Raw genomic sequence first — 19,934 nt, 5'->3', positions numbered from 1 at the left:
ATCACGTTAGACAACTAAAGAAAAACCTCCAAATCAGCCTATTCCATTTGGTTTTCATGGAATAATGGAAGATTTAGAGGTCCGTCCCTCAGTGTTTGACCGATACATTCACTTGGTCTGAATGGGAGATGGTGATGGGGTTTTGTCCGTTTCCTAGTTTGAGGGTCGCCGATTTGTTTGGGATTCCTTCGTCGTTGATCTCATGATCGGAAACAGCGGTTTGTTCTGTATATTGCCATTTAACGTCCTCCCCTTGAATGTCCCCTACGTGATCGGCGTTGATGGTCAGGTCTTCAGATGAAGAGAGAACCAGATTGACCCTTGCTGAGCTTGATACTTCCCATGAGCTTGAAATGGTCCTTGGCTTTAATGTGACTTCATTGTAGTCACTGGAGATTTCCAGGGACTTGGATGCCGGGATGACGAGTGTCGCATCCAAGTCCCTTCCTGATTGCATCCAGCCATTGGAGTCGGGAAGACTTTTCAATGTGATATACAGTGTGTCTCCTTTTTGTGCCGTCATCAGGTAATCTTCAGGTTTTGTAAGTGACGGTTTACCTCCTGTAAAGGAAGAACGGTACGTACCAAACACACTCACTTCTTTATCTGTAACGGTCTCAACTGTTAGTGGATAATGACTGGAATCAACGACGATCCGTTTCACTTCATCACCTACCTGATGGTTATAAGAAGGTAGATCCTCTGTACTCACTTCAGAATCCAAGAACGTTTGCAACTCATCTATCAATCCTGTCGCGTGCAGCACTGTAAACCCGATACCCACCGTCCCAATGACAGCCACAAATAGTATACTGAGGAAATCATATTTTAATATCGGCTTCTCCTGCTTTGATAAAAATAAGTACATTAAGGTTTCTGCCCCTAACACAATCAGTAGTACAGGCCACCAACCTGCTAACACGTACGCTGAATCCCATTTTAAAAGCTGCGATAGCAGTAAAAAGATTCCTAAAAAAAGCAGGGATGTCCCCATTGATATGGATCCGACTCTCCAAGTTCTCATTCTGATACCTCCTCTTTTGACTGGACTCTTTTACTTCCGGCCACCAATTTGATTCCTCCCCCAATCAAGAGAAGACAGACGATTCCCGGCTGGATATAGCTATACATCACATGATACAAATCAATGCCGTACGTCTCTAAAAACGGTAATGATAGGGGCATAAGGATGTTCGTAGCCATATAATAAACCCCAAGCACCATCAATCCGATTCCCACCCACTTCTGCTGATTAATTAAGTAAGACACAATCGGCGTATCTTCTAAAGGTTCCTTTCCGTGTTTAGAAGCTCGTTGCAATCCATCAAAGAAGCTGTAGAACCAAATGATCGGAACTAAGAATAGAAAAATCCCTAACCGAAGTACGTCTAATATATAAATCGAGAATAAGAACACCGCCATAAGCTGAATGCCCCGTCGCTGATAACCAAGATACAGATGCCCCGCTCCAGGAAACATCGATAAAAATGTGGCGAATGCCTTACTCTTTCTTCCGCCTTCATGCTGTGCTTCCAAGTCTTCCAATACAGAGCGATCCGTCAGCACTTCCCCAGCCTGTTTTTTATTCAATAATTGCATCGTATCGAAGAAGTTGTATACCCATATGACAGGCAGGACGATCAAGAACACCATAAACTCCCCTCTCCCCGTCATCCCTGTTACAAAGAGAATCATCGCAGCTACTCCGAGGAACGTTGCCAGAAATGTGACTCCTCGGTTCATCAGTCCGAGTTGGAAATGACCGAGTCCAGGTATTATGGAAAGGATGATCGTATAGAAGCGTTCCGTGCTCAGCTGCCCAGCATCACTATCTACCACCGGTTCTCTTGAAGCTTCATTCGCTTTCAACATTCTTGATGCCACAAGTGCCGTATTCACAATACTGATGAGGTATAATAAGAACGCAAACCCGATAGTGATAAAAGCAAAACCATCCCAGTTCAACACCTGCGCTCCCAAGAATGCAACGGGAAATGACGCAATCAATACGAGTATAAACAAGACCCCTCTAAAAACCTTACCTAAATACATCAATCCCACACCGGGTATAAAAGCCAACAAAAACGCAATGATTGGATTCTTCTTTTTATCCATCTTACTCTGCCTCCTGTTCTTCAATTTTTTCTACTTCATCAAGAAAAGACGTTGTTTTATTTAAGATATTTTCTGTAAACGATGCCGACTGCTGAACTCTTTCAAATTCCGTCGCGATTTTCATAAGTTCACCAAAAATACCAGTCGCCATCAAAATCAACGTCATCGCCGTAGCCAGCACATAATGAAACACTTTTTCCTCATACCACAGTTTCTTCACTGGCTTCTTCACTGAATCCGGCTTAAACGAAATCCGCTCCATCACCTCATCTGTATAGAGGGACGGACCTTCAATGGAAGGAAGCTTGTCTTCAACTGCTTCGATTGCTTCCATATAAAGACTCATGCATTGATCACAACTGTATAGATGCTCCTCGTATTCCGTACGCTTATTATCATCCATTTCATCTCTCGCGTAATTCTTCCACTCTTCCAATGCAATATGGCTCATATGAAATCCTCCTCCTTCCAGTGTTTTCGCATCCAAAGCCTTGCCCGGTACAGCTTTGTTTCAATCGTCTTCACCTGCACATGCTGTTCAGTTGCAAGCTGCTGATAGGACTTTTCTTTTATGTAGAATCCTTCAATCACTTCTCTGTAAGATTCAGGAACTTCTTCTAAATGCCTTAACACGAGCTGCTTTTGTTCTTTTTTTAATAATCTTCTTTCAACAGCATCCCGGGACTCTTTAACAGGGAGCACGTCGACCAGATCTTCCTTCTGTCTTGCCTGACTTCGCTTACAATCAATGGCATGGTTCACCGCAATTCTCGTCATCCACGTCTTGAACCCTTGATGCTCGTACTGTGGGAGAGAGGTATAAATCTTCATCCACGCTTCCTGTGACGCATCTTCTGCATCTTTTTGGTTCCTTAAGATCCCGTAAATGCATTTAAAAACATACTGCTTATGCATTTCGACCAACATCCGAAACGCATGCTCACTGCCATTCTTCGCCTTTTCAATTAGCGGATCCACCAACCTCTCTCCCCCTTTCTTGTGGTCTCATAATAATAGACGAAAGAAAATGATGAATCCCTACAGTTTTTTCGAAATTTTTTTGTTGGAGATGGTGCCCGTTACATTTGATTGGATTCTTAGCTGGTCATGGCTCGTAACTTCACGATTTGAGATTTCACCGTTAAATTCTGGATTTCGCCGTTATATTGAAAATATCGCCGTTAAAATCAGAATTTCGCCGTTATATCTGAAATTTCGCCGTTAAATGATTCTCTCATCGACTCAACAGGAGATTATATGAACCGGGTAGCGGATCGATATCTCCTCTTGAATGCACGTTCGCTGATATATTTGAAATTCCGCTGATAAAATTCGAATTTCGCTGATATATTGAAAATTCCGCTGATAAACTGGTCGATTTCGCTGATATAATGACAAGTTCCAGAATTCCGCTCCCTCTTACTCATCGAAACAATACGAATTTTGTAGGTTATTCGTTGGTTCTCGATAAAAAGATCCAGCAACGCAACTTTATCCAATTTATCTCGATTAAAATTGAAGAAAACCGCAATTTATATCAATCTCCACCACCCCCTGCCACACCCATCCAGAAAATCACCCTTATTTACCACCTAACAAGAAATCCACATTCCTGGTATACTCGTAAAGTACTTATCTTCATAAAAAAGTGAGTGGATATTATGAAAGCAGGCATTACCTTAATTGTGGAGATTATTAACAACCTCCACGACATGTTAATTGGAATAACGAGTGAGCTCGGTTTCACCCTTACGGATAAAGATCTGCACTTTTGGATTATGGGGATTATAGGAATCTCCGTGTTCTTTTTTGTATACATTTTGTCTAAGATATTATCGAGGCTTAAGTTCGGGATCACCGCTTTGGCTTTCTTCTATACATTGACCTTCATGTTTGTGTTGGTCTTCGCAATCGAGATTCAGCAGGCAATCACAAACCGGGGGCAGATGGAGTTCATTGATGCCATCGTTGGTTTGTGGGGATACATTGTTTTTTTCCTGATATATATCGGGTTCGCAACAGTGATTTTAGCCATCAAGTACTTCTATCAAAACCTAAATAAAAATAAGACTCAGAACCTATGAGCACTATAATTTAAATTTAAGTAAATTCAAAAAAGACTATGAACCTTCTATTCAAGGAACATAGTCTTTTTTATTAAATAGGAGTAAAGGACCACTCTTCATCTGTCCAATGAACCTTATAAACTCCCTCTAAATTTTCAACCTCAATATACTTTGATAACCATTCATTCAGTGCTTGATCAGAATCCAATACGATTAAATAGTCAGACTTCCTCAGATTTTTGAAAAAAGTTTCTTTTTCATCCTCAGAGTTTAATCCATGAATAATGGAATAATTTTTTGATAGCTGTTCATAAGAAACGATATATTTCAAGTAGCCCCTATCGTCCTTACTCTTTGGACTATAATATGTCACATCAGGATCAGCTATACCAGTCGAAGCAATCTTGTTGAATTGGCTCTTTACTTCCCACCTGATTGTTGTAATCGTTTCCGGTTTCTCAGTAATGACTTTCAAATTCCCATAAAACGGGTAGAGAAAGAGACTTCCGATCAACAGAAAGGTCACAGCCTTTAACATAGTTTGATTGTTTATAGCGTTCTTCCACTCGTAGATGATGGCTGCCATGAGTATGCCTGCGCAATAAATAATGATCGTGGATTGATACCTGCCGAAACCTGCTATTCTTGCCGCTTCAAATTCAGGCATTAAGTACACATACATGAAATAAAGTGACAACATATATAGAATATAAAATCCATTTGTAATCAAAATAGAGAACAACAGTGGTTTGGAAATCCTTTTCCTGACTTTATAGACGAAAACAAGCATTAAGAAGGCGATGAGATTCAGAAAAACCATAGCTTTAAAGTTGTTGGAGTCTAAATTGGTTGACGCCTTCCATAACATGGGACCGATATTATCCATGAACTCCTCTGACTTTTCATTATTCGTCACCTTACTGGGTGTCACGGCAAACTTATTGGCTCCATAGCCTGTTTGGTACGCTTTAATAGTGTATTTCAACCATAAATAGTTTAGGAAAGCCGGAATACCGATTAGAAATAATAAAGCCCTGTAAATAACCTTCCTTTCATCCTTCGTTATACGCTTCTTATATAAGGAATGGTAATAAATAAAGCTCAGGATAAGTATTACATTGAAAGCCAAAAAGATTTTACCACTATCTTTTAACAATAATGTAAGGATCAAGATTGGGGTATTGACGATCAATTGCTTTTTCCAATCCTCTTTATAATAAAAAGCTACAAGGATACTTGCTAAAGCGGCCAACCCTAACACGATATCAACCAGAAGATTATAGAAACTTCCCCAATTGGCCAGCAACAAAGAAAAAGTGGCTACTGTAGTCAAGAGAATGACTCCAGGTCTTTTCCATTCACTAAAACAGAACATCGTGGTAATGCATGCAATGACTAGAAAAGCCTGAGCCATTAAAGCGTAACTTTCATGATTACCTAGTACTTCTAACATATAATAAATAAACACCGCACTACCTGGAGGATAGTTTTGAAACGTGACGATCGTTGAGCTGTCAGGCAGACCATCGATTAGTGCCATTTCCCTTACAATTAATCCCCAGTGACTGAAATTATCATAGTGAGTCAAAATGAGCCCTTTTAAGTAAAACATCATGCCAAGTAACGAAAGGGAAAATAGAATGATACTTGGGTGAAACAATTGTTTTACCTGGTATTTCCCCTTGAAAATTAAAACCATATAAACAACAAAGAGAAGAAGCCCCGAGAAGTAAATGATATTTACTGCTAGAGGCATAATATTAATTAAACCTGCACAAAAAACAACTGTAGTAATGGATGAGAAGATAAAAATAGGAATAAAAGCAATATGTACTTTTAATCTATAATAAGAGACTAACCCCCATCCGCTAAAAGAAGCGAATAGGAATAAAAACGAAAAGATACTATTATTCATTGTTCAACAGCTCTCGACGACCCACTTCATTTTTAAAGACCCATTCTCTTTGAATCACAAAGCTGACCAGGAACAAAAGTGAATCAACGATGATCTTGATGACTACCTCTCCAGAACTAACAGCGGTATAAATATAGTGTACCCCTAATGCAGAAATACCCATTTGCACGATACTAAGTGCATAGTACTTTACCATCGTATTCGAAGAACTTGACTTAAACACTACGTTTCTATTAATCATAAAATTAATAAACGAGGATAAAACTCTTGCCAGAACAGTCGATACGATAATAAAAGAATCAGGAAGCACTTCTTTTAACATGAACGAAAAGATGGTAAACAAAATAATGTCCACACCAAACGATGCAAAAGAAGAGGCAATAAACTTCAGAAAAACTGAATAGATTTTAATAGAGTCCTTGATGGGATTAAAGTGGGAAGATTTATTTTCTTCAATATATATAGTCTTAATCTTCACTTCCTCAATCTTATAATTCTTCTTCTTACATTCTAGCAACATGTTCATCTCGTACTCATAACGTTCGCCTTTAACGTCTAGGAGATCTTCTACAAAAAGGGTAGGAATCCCCCTCAAACCAGTCTGAGTATCAGAAACCTTAATACCACTGGCAAATTTCACAACTACTTTTGTCAGGTTATTTCCGAAACGGCTTCTAAATGGAATATTTTCTTCCGAAAAGTTTCTCGACCCTAATACTAAACTAGTTGGACTTTCCTTTAATTTAGCAGCAACCTTTATCATATCTTCCAATGTGTGTTGTCCATCAGAATCTATGGTAATGAGGCCCATCGAATCATGATAATTTTCATTAAAATAGGTAAAAGCCGTTTTTAATGCTCGACCTTTTCCTTGATTTACACCATGGTGTAAAACCACACACTCACCAATTTCCTCTAACTCTTTAAAGATACTGGAACACTCTTTCTTACTTCCATCATTCACAATAATAACTCGAGAAAAATGAGCGGAAACTATTTCATTCACCAAAGTTTTCAATTTTTCATCAGGGTTATAGGCAGGAATAATGATGGCAATATCATTTTTGGATTGCATTATATCTCCCCCTAAAAATTTCAATCTATGTAACTATATCTAAACCACCTGGAAAACACAATAATATATCACATTTTTTACAAAAAACTACATATTTCAGAGTCGATTCTCCCTCTACTGTTCATTGGTCTTTTCACAAATATCCACAAACAATTATTGGTTTTGAAAACAATGACTCTTACTGAGTAATATGGTACCTGTACTGTATCTGCTCCCCTTCAATTTCAGAATCCCCCCTTATAATGGATAAAAGGGGCAGCCACTAAATGGTTGCCCCTTTAAAAATCCCCTAAATATACACTTCAATTCGATTGGATTCCTCACTCAATAGACCCTCAAGAACCTCACGCTTAATCCTCATACCACCCGTACGATATCGATTCGAAATCTCTTCTGTCTCCACTTTTTCACCATTAACCAAAATGCGGCCGCTCTCTTGCCCCATATGATAAGTGAATGTCACTGGACGATTCATAAATTTGAATTCAAACGTCAATCCGTCAAATTTCTCTGGTAAAACGGGATCAATGATCAAATCTTCTGCGTCTTGGCGGATGCCCAGGCAGTTGGATATTAATTGGTTCATATAGATTCCAGGTCCGCTTGAGTAGATTCTCCAGCCGCCTTTTACCGGTACGGTCCCTGCGCGCAGCTCGTTGAAGCGTTCTTGCGCCTCGTATCGAGTATTGAATTTACCGTCAGAACTGCTGAAGTATGCGTTGCTTTGTCTTCTTTCAGCATTTGGAACGACTTCTGTCAACCCGACAGGATTGATGATTTCAAGTCCCTTCCATACTTCATCCGTATTTCCGAGCTTCGCCATCGCTTCAACAAAGCGAATATGAGCGTGAACATATTGCAGTCCGATTTCGCGGCCGAAGTTGGCTGCTTGTTCTGCTCGTTTGAAATGTGTGCTTACTCCACCTTCGTAGTTTGCAGGGCGGTTCATCAATCGGACTCCGTCTGGACAATAGAGATGTTCCTTCACCAATTTGTAATGGGATTCTGCTTGTTCCCTAGTAAACAATTCAGATATGATACTGCGGTTCATCGGCAGCAGTCGATACTCTATGCCCGTTTTCGTGTCCGTCGGGTGAAGCATTAATTCTGCATGGGCCGGATCTTCCATATAAACAAACCCTGGTATCACATCATTTTGTAAAATATAGCGATTATAATCATTCTGTATTCCTGATGCGAGTGCTTTGAATTCCGAAGCTTCTCCATCCCGGACTCCCTCAAGTACGTTAGACAATTGATTCAAGACCTGATAGGTAAGGGCTACCGTCCAGCTGCTCGCCATGAATTTTTTCAGCTGGGAGTTTGCCGGTTGAAGCGTATCATCCCAATCCCCATCGCCATATGATGAAAGGAATGTGTCATGTAAGAAATGTTCCTTAATATAGGCGATTTCTTTATGAATATGATCTAATAGCGTTGCCTTTCCTTCCGATAAATCAAAACCATCCCGTGTCGTATAAGGGATTTCTTCCTCTAGAATGTGGTAATCATTGGTTGCAGCGATGTAGTCACCCACAACTTTCAACGGCCAAACAATGATATCTCCATGACTATCATCCTGCTGGATCTTGAAGTAACGGTCAAACATGAACCATTGCGGCCAATTGCCGTTGTCTTCATATTGATGGGAATAGACGGTTTTGATGATATCTTTCACACTTTGGTAGTTGTGAGTGGCCATGAAGTACTCTGTCGGGCCCTGGCAAACATCGCGGGTTCCCCATGCCGCTCCGCCGTATTGCTCCAGTCCATGTGGTACGGAGAAATGGACAAGCATGTTGTGAGTGTACCACCACGATAAGGAATTGACTTTGGCCAGTTCACTTGGAATCTCCCCATGTTGAGAAAGCTTGAACCCATTCATCACTTGATGATAGTACTCTCGATAGCGCTCAATTTCAACGGTCATATCCGACTCTTCGAATTCTCTATCTTCCCCGTGAAGAAGTCCTTGAATGGTCATGGTCCATTCTGATGTGGCGGTTAAGTCGAGTACACAAAGTGATGCACTTCCGGCTGGGAGATTCTTACCCAATCTTTCCTCGTTCTCCACAATCATGTCAGCCCCATCTACCTTCATTTTGTAACATAGGTCAGGGTACGTCTGGCTGCTTTCAGATTGAGAATCAGCAGTAATAGAGAGAATATCACCATTTTTTTCAAGCTTATAAGGGACTTCATACTCATTGTTGTTCATTGTAATCTGATTGGAAACAAGATAACGGTACTGTTTTCCGTTCCGAGATCGTACGTTCAGTCGGACTTCAGGCTTATCAACCGTCGTATAATTTGTAATGATGATCGTGTCATTCTGCGTCTTGTAATACCAGCGTGCATAGTTGAAGCCTAATTCAAACATGGAAGGCATGGTTAATAAACGATACACTCCCTCAACCTCAATATAAATGCGCTGACCGGACGTTTTCATGACGTTCAAATGATTCCGGGTATTCGTTAACATCTTGTTAAACGATGTATTTCCAATCACGAGTTGGGAGTTGAATACTCCGTACATGAAGGAAGTGGATGTGATGGTCCCTTCCTTCAGCTCATGATTTCCTCCAGACATGAGGATGTGTCCATGAGGTCGTTCAACAGCCAATTCTTTTTCTTTTAACACGACATGTTCGTGGGTGTCTGTGAAGAAGGAAAGCAAACGGTCGCCATCCCATTCTTCCGTATGACGCTCAGTAAAGAGACCATCAATTTCTTCTTTGGACATTTCTTCCGTTTGAAGGGGTTCACCAATTTCAGGTGATAGAATCACCTTTTCGAGTGGAGCACTGAAACTCTCATTAAGCTGCTGTACTTCATTCCATGCATGTTCCACCTCTTGGTGATATCCTAATGTTGTGATAGCATCAGAATGATTTTCTCTGAATAGACCGTAGAAGACAAAATGTTCTTGCCCTGATAATCGGACCTTCTCTGATTGCAGTGCCGTATAGGCAAATTCATATTGATAGACTTCGTTTGCCAATGAAGGCTTGGTCAAGATTTCCGGTTGGTTAGTTTCTTTGTACGATAAGCCGAAAAATTGGAACCCGTCCGTCGAGTATCCGACCGTCTTTCCAATGGATCCTTGCTGAATATACGGAAAGCCATTCGATTGTGGTTGATTTTGACGAGAGCAGACGACAAATCCTTTATCATCTTCAAATACTTTGTGATCCACGTATTGGGACATATAAGCTTCATTTGAACGGACGCCGCCTTTATCTGCCAATCCTAAGTCCTGTCCATAAATGACATCGACCTCCGCGGCCTGCCCATCTACCATCACATCCCAGAACCAAACTCCTGTTTGTGTCAAAGTAAATGTTACTTCGTATTGAAGAGTCTTATGATTCCCTGACCACTTCACCTGTGTTTCTGAAAATCGCACCTCACTCGTTGATTGAACACCGATTAATGGGACAATGTCGATTTCGGATGATTCATAGATTCGTAAATAAAGATTGTTTAACGAGCCATCGATGGGATTCGTCAATAATTGATTGATCATGGTAGATGCATGATTTATTTCAAAAAGATCGCCGCTATTTAAAAAGGTGAATTGAAGATCACCGGATGTAAGCTTATGCGTAGTATTCATTCTGTTCCCCTCATTTCGTCTATTTTACTAATGTAAAGGATTGCTCCATTGCTTCTTTGCTATTTGGACCTGCATAGGCAATAAATGTACCCGGGTCACTGTCAAACTGTAAATCTGAATGATGATAACGTAGCTGTGGTTCTGATAGAGTAAAGGTAATCCGCTTCGCCTCTCCCGGTTCCAGGACGATTTTTTGGAAGTCCTTAAGTTCTTTTAGTGGTCGGATCACTTCCCCGCTCACATCACGCACATAAAGCTGAACGACTTCCTCGCCTTTCATAGATCCGCTATTTGTTACGGTGACAGAAACGGTGATCGTCTGGTCGGGCGTCATAATAGATTCTGAAAGAGTCAAGTCGCTATACGAAAATGTGGTGTAACTTAAACCGAAACCAAACGGTAGAAGCGGATCATTCGGAATATCCAGGTATTGCGAGACATAACGGACCTGGGCATCCGGTGCTCCCTTTGGTCTCCCTGTATTGAAGTGATTATAGTAAACCGGCACCTGCCCTACACTATATGGGAAGGACATGGTCAGGCGGCCGGACGGATTTACATCCCCATATAATAGATCGGCTACTGCTGCCCCGCCTTCCGTTCCAGGGTACCAGGCTTCCAGGACCGCATCTACCTGGTCGATGACCCCATGTAAATCCAGTGGTCTACCATTAAATAGAATGGCCACCATCGGTTTATTTAATTTCTTCAATCGCGAAACAAGTTCCAGTTGGGCATCAGGTAGTTTGATATTCGCTCGACACCCTGCTTCTCCACTCATTTCAGAATCCTCCCCGAGTGCCAGAACGATGATATCTGCTTCTTCCGCCTCTCTCTCTGCCTCAAGCAATTGCTCTTCAGAAACCGTCTCAATTTCAGATCCTTTAGCAATCGTTAGGTGAGAAGATTCCACTTTCATCTTCATTCCATCCATTAAGGTCACGGCATCTTCTTTTGACCCCAACCATGACCAAGGCCCCAAGATGTCATTGTTTTGAGCAAAAGGTCCAATAAGTGAAATTTTCTGGTTCCGTTTTAAAGGTAAAACGCTCTCATTTTTTAGTAGAACACAAGACTTTGCTGCTAGTTTACGAGCTGCCATGCGGTGTTCAGAGCTCAACACGACTTCTTGTTCAAGCTTTTCATCTGCACCGCGGTAAGGATTCTCGAATAATCCTAACTTTTGTTTAAGCTCTAAAATACGCAATACACCTTCGTCGATGATGGATTCATCCACTGCTTTTTCTTCCACAAGCGTTTTTAAGTATTTCACATACGTCGAGGTCATCATTTCGATATCAACACCCGCTGTAATCGCTTTAAGGGCGGCTTCTTTTTCATCCTCAGCCACACCATGGGGTATCATCTCTTTCACCGCTCCCCAATCCGATATAAGAACGCCGTTGAACCCCATTTCCTCTCGAAGTATGGATCGCATAAGCTTTTTATTTCCTGTAGCCGGAATCCCAAACACTGTATTAAAAGCGGTCATGACCATTTCACAGCCTTCATTAAGAGCCGCTTTGTATGCCGGTAAATAGGTTTCCCTGAGTTCCCGCTCCGACATATCAACCGTGTTATAATCACGGCCGCCTTCAGCTGCACCATAGGCTGCAAAGTGTTTGACACAAGCTGCCACACGGTTATAATCACGAGTTAAATCCTTGCCTTGAAACCCTCTTACAAACGCTCTGCCAAATTCGCTGTTTAAAAAGGAATCTTCACCTGTAGACTCCATCACTCTGCCCCAGCGAGGATCGCGAACGAGATCAACCATAGGGGCAAACGTTACATGGACTCCTGATACTGATGCTTCTTTTGCAGCGATTTCCGCACTCTTTTCCGCTAACTCCAGGTCCCATGAGCATCCGATCCCAAGAGGTACAGGGAAGATCGTTTTGAAACCGTGTACAATATCAGACATAACTAATAAAGGAATGCCCAGTCTGTTTTCTTCCATATGAGTGCGTTGAATGTTCATAACGTTCCTTGCACCAGAGGCTCCCAATACGGACCCACTATTTCGGACAACTTCCTCGTCGATCCCCATGTCGACCATCGGGCCGGTAATTTCACCTTGATCGCTTGCCCCTTTAAAAAAAGGAGTAGCAAGCTGTGTAAGCTGAGCAATTTTTTCATCCAATGTCATTTGGTCAAGTAAGGCAGTCAGTTTATTTCCATTCATAAGTAGAACCTCCAATTGGGTTTTTCATTTTGGTTCTTTCAAGTTATTGAAACGTTTCGATTAACAATTGAAGAAAAGTATAAAGGTAAATGATTCGTCAGTCAACTATAGAATCACACTCTATCATTCTTTTCAAAACCTTGTTATATCAACCATTACAATAAAATATATATAGGTATAATATGGAATGAAACTTAAAATTCTAGTATTTTTCAGAAAAGTATTGAAAGCGGATACACCATTGATTATAATATAGTCATCGAAACGTTTCAATAACACCTGGTAAGATATTTTCCATAATACGAAATTAACTCTTGCCACCTCTGATTCAATTTTTTTAATAGGGTTTCAAACTAATAGAAATGGAGATGAAGGTATGAAAAAGAAAACATGGTCTTTCTTGATGATTTGTGTTCTGGCGCTATCTACTGTATTAGCAGGCTGCGGCGGTGGAAGCGAGTCTGAAGATGGGAAGAAAACGATCACTGTCTGGGCAATGGGTGAAGAAGGTAAGAAGCTTAGTAAACTTGCTGAAGAATTTGAAAAAGAAAACACAGATATCAAAGTAAAGGTACAAGCGATTCCTTGGGAAACAGCTCATGACAAACTATTAACAGCAGTTGCTTCAAAAAATGGACCTGATGTCCTTCAATTGGGAACAACCTGGGTACCGGAATTCGCTGACGCAGGAGCGTTGCTTGATCTGACTCCTTATTTAGAAGATTACCCGGACTTCAAACCTGAGAATTATTTCGCAGGTTCTGCGGACTCCATGACTTATGATGATCAAGTGGTCGGGATTCCTTGGTATATCGATACTCGTGTTTTATACTACCGTACTGACCTGTTAAAAGAAGCAGGCTACGATCAAGCTCCTGCTACTTGGGATGAAATGAAAGATGCTGCGAAAAAGTTAAACGACAGAGGCGATGACGTTTACGGTCTTGATATCGACCGCAACGACCAAATCACACCGTTTATCTTTGCTTGGCAAAATGGATATGAATTTGAAGGCAAAGATAAGATGAATTTCGATAGTCCTGAATTTAAAGAAGCGATGGAATACTATACAAGCTACTTTAAGGAAGGAATCAGCCCCACTACTGAAGGAATGGATATTGTCCAAGCGTTTAAAGATGGCGTGAAACCGATGTTCTTCAGTGGTCCATGGATGATTAATATCATTAATGACCAGGCTCCGGATCTTAAGGATAAATGGTCAGTGGCCGTTATGCCGAAGAAAGAAAGAAATACATCCAGCATGGGTGGAGCGAATTTCTCTATCTTCCATAATTCAGAGAATGTAGACGAGTCCCTTAAATTCATCTCCTATGTAAATGAAGTGGATACACAAATGGAATGGCTGGAAATGTCCAATACTCTTCCATCAAGAAAAGAAGCATGGGAAGAGCCTAAATTAAAAGAAGATCCACTATTATCCGTGTTCGGGGAACAGCTGAAATCGACTAAAGCTTCTCCACAAATCAAAGAGTTTGAAAAGATCGCACAGGAATTCCTTTCAACAATTGAGAGAGTAACCGTTGGCGATGCTGACTTAGACAAAGAATTAGAACAGTTTAATAAAAAAGCACAAGAAATGGTAGAAGAGTAAATCGAGTCATTTAAGACGAAAATAAATGAAACAAACGCTTCTATTATGAAGTTATAGTAAGGTACATTTGGAGTTACAGGCATATGGATCAAACCTTTGCCTGAGCTCCATTTTTAACAAGCTGACCTTTACGAAGCGTAGTTTTAGTTAGGTGGGATATCATGGGCAATGGATTCAAATTCAGTAAAAACAATAAACATCCATATGTGTTTATAGCTCCTGCGGTTATCATATTGACTGTCTTTAGTATCATTCCGATCATTGTAGCCTTCTTCATAAGCTTTACAGACCTTGACTTAAAGGGCTTAGCCGATTGGTCAAATATCAGTTTCATCGGACTTGAAAATTATTCAAAGTTGATAACGGATGATTTATTTCATAAGTCGATCATTAATACGTTGTTTTATGTTGTTATAGGGGTTCCCCTTGTCATTATATTCTCTCTGGGAATCGCCTTATTGCTCAACTACGGAACAAGCTCGTTGTTCAAAGTATTTCGGGGCGTATACTACATGCCTTCCATCACAAATATCATCGCCGTCGCAGTTATATGGGGATTTCTTTACAATACAGAGTATGGGTTGTTCAACTACCTATTATCACTATTGGATGTGGATAAAATTCCTTGGTTAGGAGAGCCAACGATTGCAAAACTATCGTTGATTGTTTTAGCCGTATGGAAGGGAATCGGAATCAACATGATCATCTTCCTTGCTGCCTTGCAAGGAATACCGAAGTCCTATTACGAAGCTGCTGAGATGGATGGTGCCAATCGATTGCAGGTACTGTTCAATGTCACGATTCCATTACTCCGATATGCTACATTCTTCGTGACGATCACCACCCTTATCGGCTGGTTGCAATTCTTCGAAGAACCATTTGTCATGACCAATGGCGGTCCATTGGATGGTACGATTTCAATGGCATTATTCATATACAAAAAAGGCTTCCAATTCAGCGAATTTGGTTATGCCGCAGCAGGTTCCTTTATTCTATTTATCTTTATCATTTTGATTACGCTATTCCAATTCAAGCTTAGAAAATCTGATACAGAATATTAAGTCTGAAAATTTATTAGTATCGGGGCTGAAACAATGAAATCAAATACAATGAAACGAAAAACCGAAAAAACGCTGGTAGCTTTACTCATGATTCTTGGGGGGATCCTTGTTTCCATTCCTTTCATTTGGATGATTTCAAGCTCATTCAAACCTGAAAGTGAAGTATTGCAAATCCCACCTACCCTGTTTCCAGAGAATCCTACATTGGAGAACTACCTTAACTTATTTGAAAGCATGAACTTTGGTGTGTACTTGAGAAATACCCTTGTCATCGTCTTATTTTCCTTTTTAGGATTATTCTTTAATGCCATGGCTGGCTATGGATTTGCAAAGTTTCATTTTAAAGGAAAAGAAAAGATCTTTTATATCGTGCTTGCAACCATGATGATTCCTGCACAAGTCACGATGATACCCGTTTACTTAATTTTGAATGAGATGGGCTTGACGAATACGATGGCTGGGATCATCCTGCCAGGGCTTGCAGCAGCATTCAGTATCTTCTTATTCAGACAGTTTATGACCACGATTCCAACTGATTTGCTTGAAGCAGCCCGCCTTGATGGCGCAGGAGAATTCTATATCTTCTTTAAATTAATCGTTCCCATCGCGAAGCCGATCTTTGCTGTACAGGGGATCCTGACGTTTATCGGAGCATGGAACAGCTTCCTATGGCCGTTGATCATCGCCAACGATGAAAGCCTCTACACCCTGTCAGTAGGACTATCCCTCCTTCAAGGACAGTATGCGAATAACTTTGGGCTTCAAATGGCCGGGGCTGCGTTCATGGTCGTACCGATTATCATCATCTTCTCTTTCTTCCAAAAATATATCGTCGAAGGCTTTACGATGTCGGGGATTAAATAGTAAATGGGAAAACATCCCCCACCATTAGTAGAAAGTGTGAATGACTATACTATAAAGGTATAATGGATTTAACCATTGAGATGGATGAACAACCGCTATTCATATAGCAATCATAGGATGTGAATAAATGGCAACAATCAAAGATGTGGCAAAGCTTTCAGGAGTAGCCGTCTCAACGGCCTCCTACGCTTTAAATAACAGCACCAAAGTAAGCGAAGAAACAAGAAAGAAAGTATTGGATGCAGCAAAACAATTGAACTACCAAAAGAACGGACTGGCATCCGATTTAAAACGTACCAACACAAATACCATCGCCTTGATCCTAAGTGATTTATCAGGTCCTTATTACTCTGAATTAATTAAAGGCGTCCAGGATGTGACATCTACTAACGGGTATGATCTCATAGCCTGCAGCTCGATTGGCGGTGCGCAATCTACGGCTATTAAATTTTTGAAAGAAAAAAGAGTCGACGGGGTCATCATTCTAGCACATAACATAACAGACGAAACGATATTGGAATCCACTCGCGAAGGATTCCCTATCGTCGTGTTGGACCGGGATATTAAACATGACTATGTTCTCCAGGTGGAAGTCGATAATGTCGAAGGTGGATTTCAGGCTACGGAACATCTGATTAAGAAAGGTCACCGGAATATTGCTTATATTAGCGGACCTTATAACTCCCATGACAATGAACTCCGCTTCCAGGGCTTTAAGCAAGCCTTGGAGAAACATGATATTCCTTATCGCTCTAAATGGAAAACATCAGGCGGATTTACCCGTGAAGGCGGATATAAAGCAACGAAAATGCTCATTGCCCAACAGGATATCCCCGAAGCCATTTTTTATGCCAATGATGAAATGGCCATCGGTGGCTTGCAGGCTCTATCAGAGAAGAATATCCGTGTCCCGGAAGACATTTCCATTATCGGATTCGATGATATTCAACTGGCAGAGTACGTATCTCCCCCATTGACCACCATGAGGCAGCCGAAATACGAAGCCGGCGCACTCGCTGTTCATCTTATCTTTCAGAAACTCGCTAAAGAGGAAGTCGATCCTTATTATAAGTTGACGACTGAATTAGTGGAGCGGAGATCGGTTAAGGACAATAGGTAGTTCTGATAGGAAGCAAATCCAGGTATGTCTGGATTTGCTTCTTTTTTATGGAGGCAGATGGTAAACACTCTCTCGGGGAATTCGCTGGTTTATGCATGTTAGGTGGGTTGATCCACTTTCTATTGCCCGTTCGCCGTTAAATTCGAAATTTCGCCGTTAAATCGTGGATTCCGCCGTTATATTGAAAATATCGCCGTTAAAATCAGAATTTCGCCGTTAAACGGATTTCTGCTCCAATAACGAGGCGGAGACAAGCAACAATTTCCGCTTGGTGCCACCTCTTGACTACCATCGTTCGCTGATATATTGAAAATATCTCTGATAAATCCATCTCTGATAAACAAATTGCCCCCCAGACCCCACCAATATGCTTCCCAACACCCTAAACAACAACCAAATCAGAAAAAAAAGCAGCAAACCCATAAAGATTCCTGCTTCCCCCTCTCTCTTTTTCATATCCTTCAGTCCTTTTATTCAAAAAAAAGAGAGCCCTCAAAAGAGAAGCCCTCCCATCACTATTTCCCGCCTGTGAAAGATATTCCTTTTATAAAATAGCGATTAAAGAACGCATACAGAAGGAGTACCGGCAGAGTAAAGACCATGGATGCTGCCATGATGTAGTTCCAGTAACTGACGTATTGACCTTTGAAGGTGTTCAAACCTAATGGCAGTGTATACATTTCTGTATCGGTCATGACAATCAATGGGGTCATGAAGTTGTTCCAGAATCCCATGAAGACAAAGATTGCTTGTGCGGCCAAGGCTGGTTTTGCTAATGGTAAAACCACTTTGAAGAATATTCCGAAACGGCTTAGACCATCGATTTGAGCAGCCTCTTCCAGTTCCTTCGGGAAGTTGATGAAGAACTGTCTCATCATGAAAATGAAGGTTGCATTGATCATCGCCGGTACGATCATCCCCTGATACGAGTTAAGCCAGCCGATTTCTTTTAAAATTAAATAGTTCGGGATCATCGTGACTTGAGCCGGAATCATAAGTACAGCCAGGATCATGATGAATAATGCCTTCTTCCCTGGAAAGCTTAAGCGCGCCAAGGCGTAACCAGACATGGAGTTAAAGATGATATTCAATGCCGTCCCGATTACTGCAATGAATAAACTATTGAATAACCATCTTGGAAATAGCTCCTGCTCGATAAAGATCTGTTTGTAATTATCCAATGTGAAATTCTTCGGAATGAAATTCATCGTTCCGCTAATGATTTCTTCTAATGTTTTAAAAGAAGAGGAGAGTGCCCATAAGAATGGAATCAGAGTTGTGATCGCATACCCTATCAGGACAATGTATAGAAGACGCTTGCTGAACGTCTTTTTCTTCGAATTCATGCTTCCATCCTCCTTAATAAAGTGATTCTTCTTTAGAGAATTTACGTTGGATCAATGTCGCCACCAGGATGATTAGAGCAAGCGCGAAGGCAAGTGCGGCTGCATATCCCATGGTCCCCAATGATTTAAAGGCATATTGATAGATTAAGAGGACAACTGTTAACGTCGAGTTATTCGGTCCACCGGATCCACCTGAGAAAATATACGATTGATCAAACAGTTGGAACGTTCCGATAACCCCCATGATCACGACGAAGGATGTAACCGGTCTGAGAAACGGAACGGTCACATAGAAGAACTTCTGGATCGCATTCGCTCCGTCCAGTTCAGCCGCTTCGTATAACGAGTCCGGAATGTCCTGAAGGGCGGCAAGATAGATGACCATGAAAAACGGTGCCGTCGCCCAGATATTCATCAACATAATCGCATTCAGGGCAATGTCAGGATCACCTAAGAAATTATACGTCGGCAAGCCCACTTTATCTAAGAGGTTGTTGATCAGACCTTCTTTGTTATACATCCACATAAAGATCAGCGTTAATACAGCTGAAGACGTTAAGGTCGGTAAGAAATAGACAATCCGGAAAAGCTTCTCACCCTTTAATCCTGCGTTCAACGTTGCAGCCAGAACCAATGCCAAAAAGGTTTGTGTCGGTACCACAATCAATACGTACTTTGCCGTGTTTTTCAATGCGATAATGGCCCGGTTGTCTTCCATGATCCGTGCAAAGTTTTCAAATGCAACAAATTCAAAACTCATATCCCCCAGGAGTTGAACCTTATGAAAGGATAAAAAGATGGCATAAAGAATCGGTCCAATAATAAACACCGCTAATACAAATAGCGTGGGAGACATAAATAAGTATCCTTGTCCTGCATCCTGTAATCTCTTCTTAGAAGATTGTTTGTTCATTCTTATCCCTACCTTCTATCTGTCTAAAATCTTCAGCTATTACCTG

15 protein-coding genes are annotated in these 19,934 nt (G+C 41.1%); 5 read left to right on the top strand and 10 right to left on the bottom strand.

Features of this window, described 5'->3' with window-relative positions; all coding sequences use genetic code 11:
* Positions 1-88 precede the first annotated feature (88 nt).
* Genes ACQKFO_RS11150 through ACQKFO_RS11135 form a run of 4 tightly spaced genes read right to left on the bottom strand, consistent with a single transcriptional unit; the run spans position 89 to position 3,093 of the window.
* Positions 89-1,024: a LiaF transmembrane domain-containing protein gene (locus ACQKFO_RS11150; RefSeq protein WP_427598701.1), complete on the bottom strand. Its 936-nt coding sequence runs from the start codon at positions 1,022-1,024 to the stop codon at positions 89-91.
* Positions 1,021-2,115 (bottom strand): hypothetical protein, encoded by a 1,095-nt coding sequence (locus tag ACQKFO_RS11145; RefSeq protein WP_427598700.1) that lies wholly within the window; start codon positions 2,113-2,115, stop codon positions 1,021-1,023. The genes ACQKFO_RS11150 and ACQKFO_RS11145 overlap by 4 nt, the downstream gene beginning before the upstream one ends.
* A gap of 1 nt (position 2,116) precedes the next feature.
* Positions 2,117-2,566, bottom strand: a complete 450-nt coding sequence (locus ACQKFO_RS11140) for a hypothetical protein (RefSeq protein WP_427598699.1) — start codon at positions 2,564-2,566, stop codon at positions 2,117-2,119.
* Positions 2,563-3,093, bottom strand: a complete 531-nt coding sequence (locus ACQKFO_RS11135; protein WP_427598905.1) for a sigma-70 family RNA polymerase sigma factor — start codon at positions 3,091-3,093, stop codon at positions 2,563-2,565. Before ACQKFO_RS11135 ends, ACQKFO_RS11140 begins: the two co-directional genes overlap by 4 nt.
* Positions 3,094-3,776: 683 nt before the next feature.
* On the opposite strand from ACQKFO_RS11135, the gene ACQKFO_RS11130 reads away from it, so the two are divergent.
* Positions 3,777-4,199 carry a hypothetical protein gene (locus ACQKFO_RS11130; protein ID WP_427598698.1) on the top strand — a complete coding sequence of 141 codons (423 nt, stop codon included), beginning with the start codon at positions 3,777-3,779 and terminating at the stop codon, positions 4,197-4,199.
* Between the two features lie 73 nt (positions 4,200-4,272).
* Here ACQKFO_RS11130 and ACQKFO_RS11125 read toward each other — a convergent pair whose 3' ends face one another.
* From ACQKFO_RS11125 to ACQKFO_RS11110, 4 genes are all read right to left on the bottom strand, one after another.
* Positions 4,273-5,937, bottom strand: a complete 1,665-nt coding sequence (locus tag ACQKFO_RS11125; protein ID WP_427598696.1) for a hypothetical protein — start codon at positions 5,935-5,937, stop codon at positions 4,273-4,275.
* 151 nt (positions 5,938-6,088) lie between these two features.
* The gene (locus ACQKFO_RS11120; RefSeq protein WP_427598694.1) at positions 6,089-7,171 is read right to left on the bottom strand and encodes a glycosyltransferase; all 1,083 of its coding nucleotides are present in this window, start codon (positions 7,169-7,171) and stop codon (positions 6,089-6,091) included.
* Positions 7,172-7,460: 289 nt separating this feature from the next.
* Positions 7,461-10,787 carry a GH36-type glycosyl hydrolase domain-containing protein gene (locus ACQKFO_RS11115; protein WP_427598693.1) on the bottom strand — a complete coding sequence of 1,109 codons (3,327 nt, stop codon included), beginning with the start codon at positions 10,785-10,787 and terminating at the stop codon, positions 7,461-7,463.
* A gap of 19 nt (positions 10,788-10,806) precedes the next feature.
* Positions 10,807-12,972: a glycoside hydrolase family 3 N-terminal domain-containing protein gene (locus ACQKFO_RS11110; RefSeq protein WP_427598692.1), complete on the bottom strand. Its 2,166-nt coding sequence runs from the start codon at positions 12,970-12,972 to the stop codon at positions 10,807-10,809.
* A gap of 376 nt (positions 12,973-13,348) precedes the next feature.
* Here ACQKFO_RS11110 and ACQKFO_RS11105 point away from each other — a divergent pair, with 376 nt between their 5' ends.
* The 4 genes from ACQKFO_RS11105 to ACQKFO_RS11090 all read left to right on the top strand — a co-directional run bounded on the left by ACQKFO_RS11105 (position 13,349) and on the right by ACQKFO_RS11090 (position 17,629).
* Positions 13,349-14,584, top strand: a complete 1,236-nt coding sequence (locus ACQKFO_RS11105) for a sugar ABC transporter substrate-binding protein (protein WP_427598691.1) — start codon at positions 13,349-13,351, stop codon at positions 14,582-14,584.
* Between the two features lie 161 nt (positions 14,585-14,745).
* Positions 14,746-15,645, top strand: coding sequence for a carbohydrate ABC transporter permease (locus tag ACQKFO_RS11100; RefSeq protein WP_148967978.1), 900 nt, complete (start codon positions 14,746-14,748; stop codon positions 15,643-15,645).
* A gap of 33 nt (positions 15,646-15,678) precedes the next feature.
* Positions 15,679-16,509, top strand: coding sequence for a carbohydrate ABC transporter permease (locus tag ACQKFO_RS11095; protein ID WP_427598690.1), 831 nt, complete (start codon positions 15,679-15,681; stop codon positions 16,507-16,509).
* Between the two features lie 127 nt (positions 16,510-16,636).
* Entirely contained in the window at positions 16,637-17,629 is a 993-nt protein-coding gene (locus tag ACQKFO_RS11090) for a LacI family DNA-binding transcriptional regulator (protein ID WP_427598689.1), read from the top strand.
* A 515-nt stretch (positions 17,630-18,144) separates the two neighbouring features.
* On the opposite strand, the gene ACQKFO_RS11085 is transcribed toward ACQKFO_RS11090, so the two are convergent.
* Entirely contained in the window at positions 18,145-18,975 is an 831-nt protein-coding gene (locus ACQKFO_RS11085; RefSeq protein ID WP_149157402.1) for a carbohydrate ABC transporter permease, read from the bottom strand.
* A gap of 13 nt (positions 18,976-18,988) precedes the next feature.
* Entirely contained in the window at positions 18,989-19,888 is a 900-nt protein-coding gene (locus ACQKFO_RS11080) for a carbohydrate ABC transporter permease (protein ID WP_427598688.1), read from the bottom strand.
* Positions 19,889-19,934 lie beyond the last annotated feature (46 nt).

The organism is Rossellomorea sp. NPDC071047, assembly GCF_050270195.1.
Taxonomy (GTDB): Bacteria; Bacillota; Bacilli; order Bacillales; family Bacillaceae_B; genus Rossellomorea.
The sequence above is the reverse complement of the archived record's forward strand: the minus strand, read 5'-3'. Positions and strand labels throughout refer to the sequence as shown.

Bases quoted from the DNA above. Each gene is read 5' to 3' on its own strand.
- ACQKFO_RS11080 (WP_427598688.1), bottom strand. From the start codon at position 19,888: ATGAACAAACAATCTTCTAAGAAGAGATTACAGGATGCAGGACAAGGA.
- ACQKFO_RS11145 (WP_427598700.1), bottom strand. From the start codon at position 2,115: ATGGATAAAAAGAAGAATCCAATCATTGCGTTTTTGTTGGCTTTTATA.
- ACQKFO_RS11095 (WP_427598690.1), top strand. From the start codon at position 15,679: ATGAAATCAAATACAATGAAACGAAAAACCGAAAAAACGCTGGTAGCT.
- ACQKFO_RS11120 (WP_427598694.1), bottom strand. From the start codon at position 7,171: ATGCAATCCAAAAATGATATTGCCATCATTATTCCTGCCTATAACCCT.
- ACQKFO_RS11085 (WP_149157402.1), bottom strand. From the start codon at position 18,975: ATGAATTCGAAGAAAAAGACGTTCAGCAAGCGTCTTCTATACATTGTC.
- ACQKFO_RS11090 (WP_427598689.1), top strand. From the start codon at position 16,637: ATGGCAACAATCAAAGATGTGGCAAAGCTTTCAGGAGTAGCCGTCTCA.
- ACQKFO_RS11140 (WP_427598699.1), bottom strand. From the start codon at position 2,566: ATGAGCCATATTGCATTGGAAGAGTGGAAGAATTACGCGAGAGATGAA.
- ACQKFO_RS11110 (WP_427598692.1), bottom strand. From the start codon at position 12,972: ATGAATGGAAATAAACTGACTGCCTTACTTGACCAAATGACATTGGAT.
- ACQKFO_RS11105 (WP_427598691.1), top strand. From the start codon at position 13,349: ATGAAAAAGAAAACATGGTCTTTCTTGATGATTTGTGTTCTGGCGCTA.
- ACQKFO_RS11150 (WP_427598701.1), bottom strand. From the start codon at position 1,024: ATGAGAACTTGGAGAGTCGGATCCATATCAATGGGGACATCCCTGCTT.
- ACQKFO_RS11115 (WP_427598693.1), bottom strand. From the start codon at position 10,787: ATGAATACTACGCATAAGCTTACATCCGGTGATCTTCAATTCACCTTT.
- ACQKFO_RS11100 (WP_148967978.1), top strand. From the start codon at position 14,746: ATGGGCAATGGATTCAAATTCAGTAAAAACAATAAACATCCATATGTG.
- ACQKFO_RS11125 (WP_427598696.1), bottom strand. From the start codon at position 5,937: ATGCCTCTAGCAGTAAATATCATTTACTTCTCGGGGCTTCTTCTCTTT.
- ACQKFO_RS11130 (WP_427598698.1), top strand. From the start codon at position 3,777: ATGAAAGCAGGCATTACCTTAATTGTGGAGATTATTAACAACCTCCAC.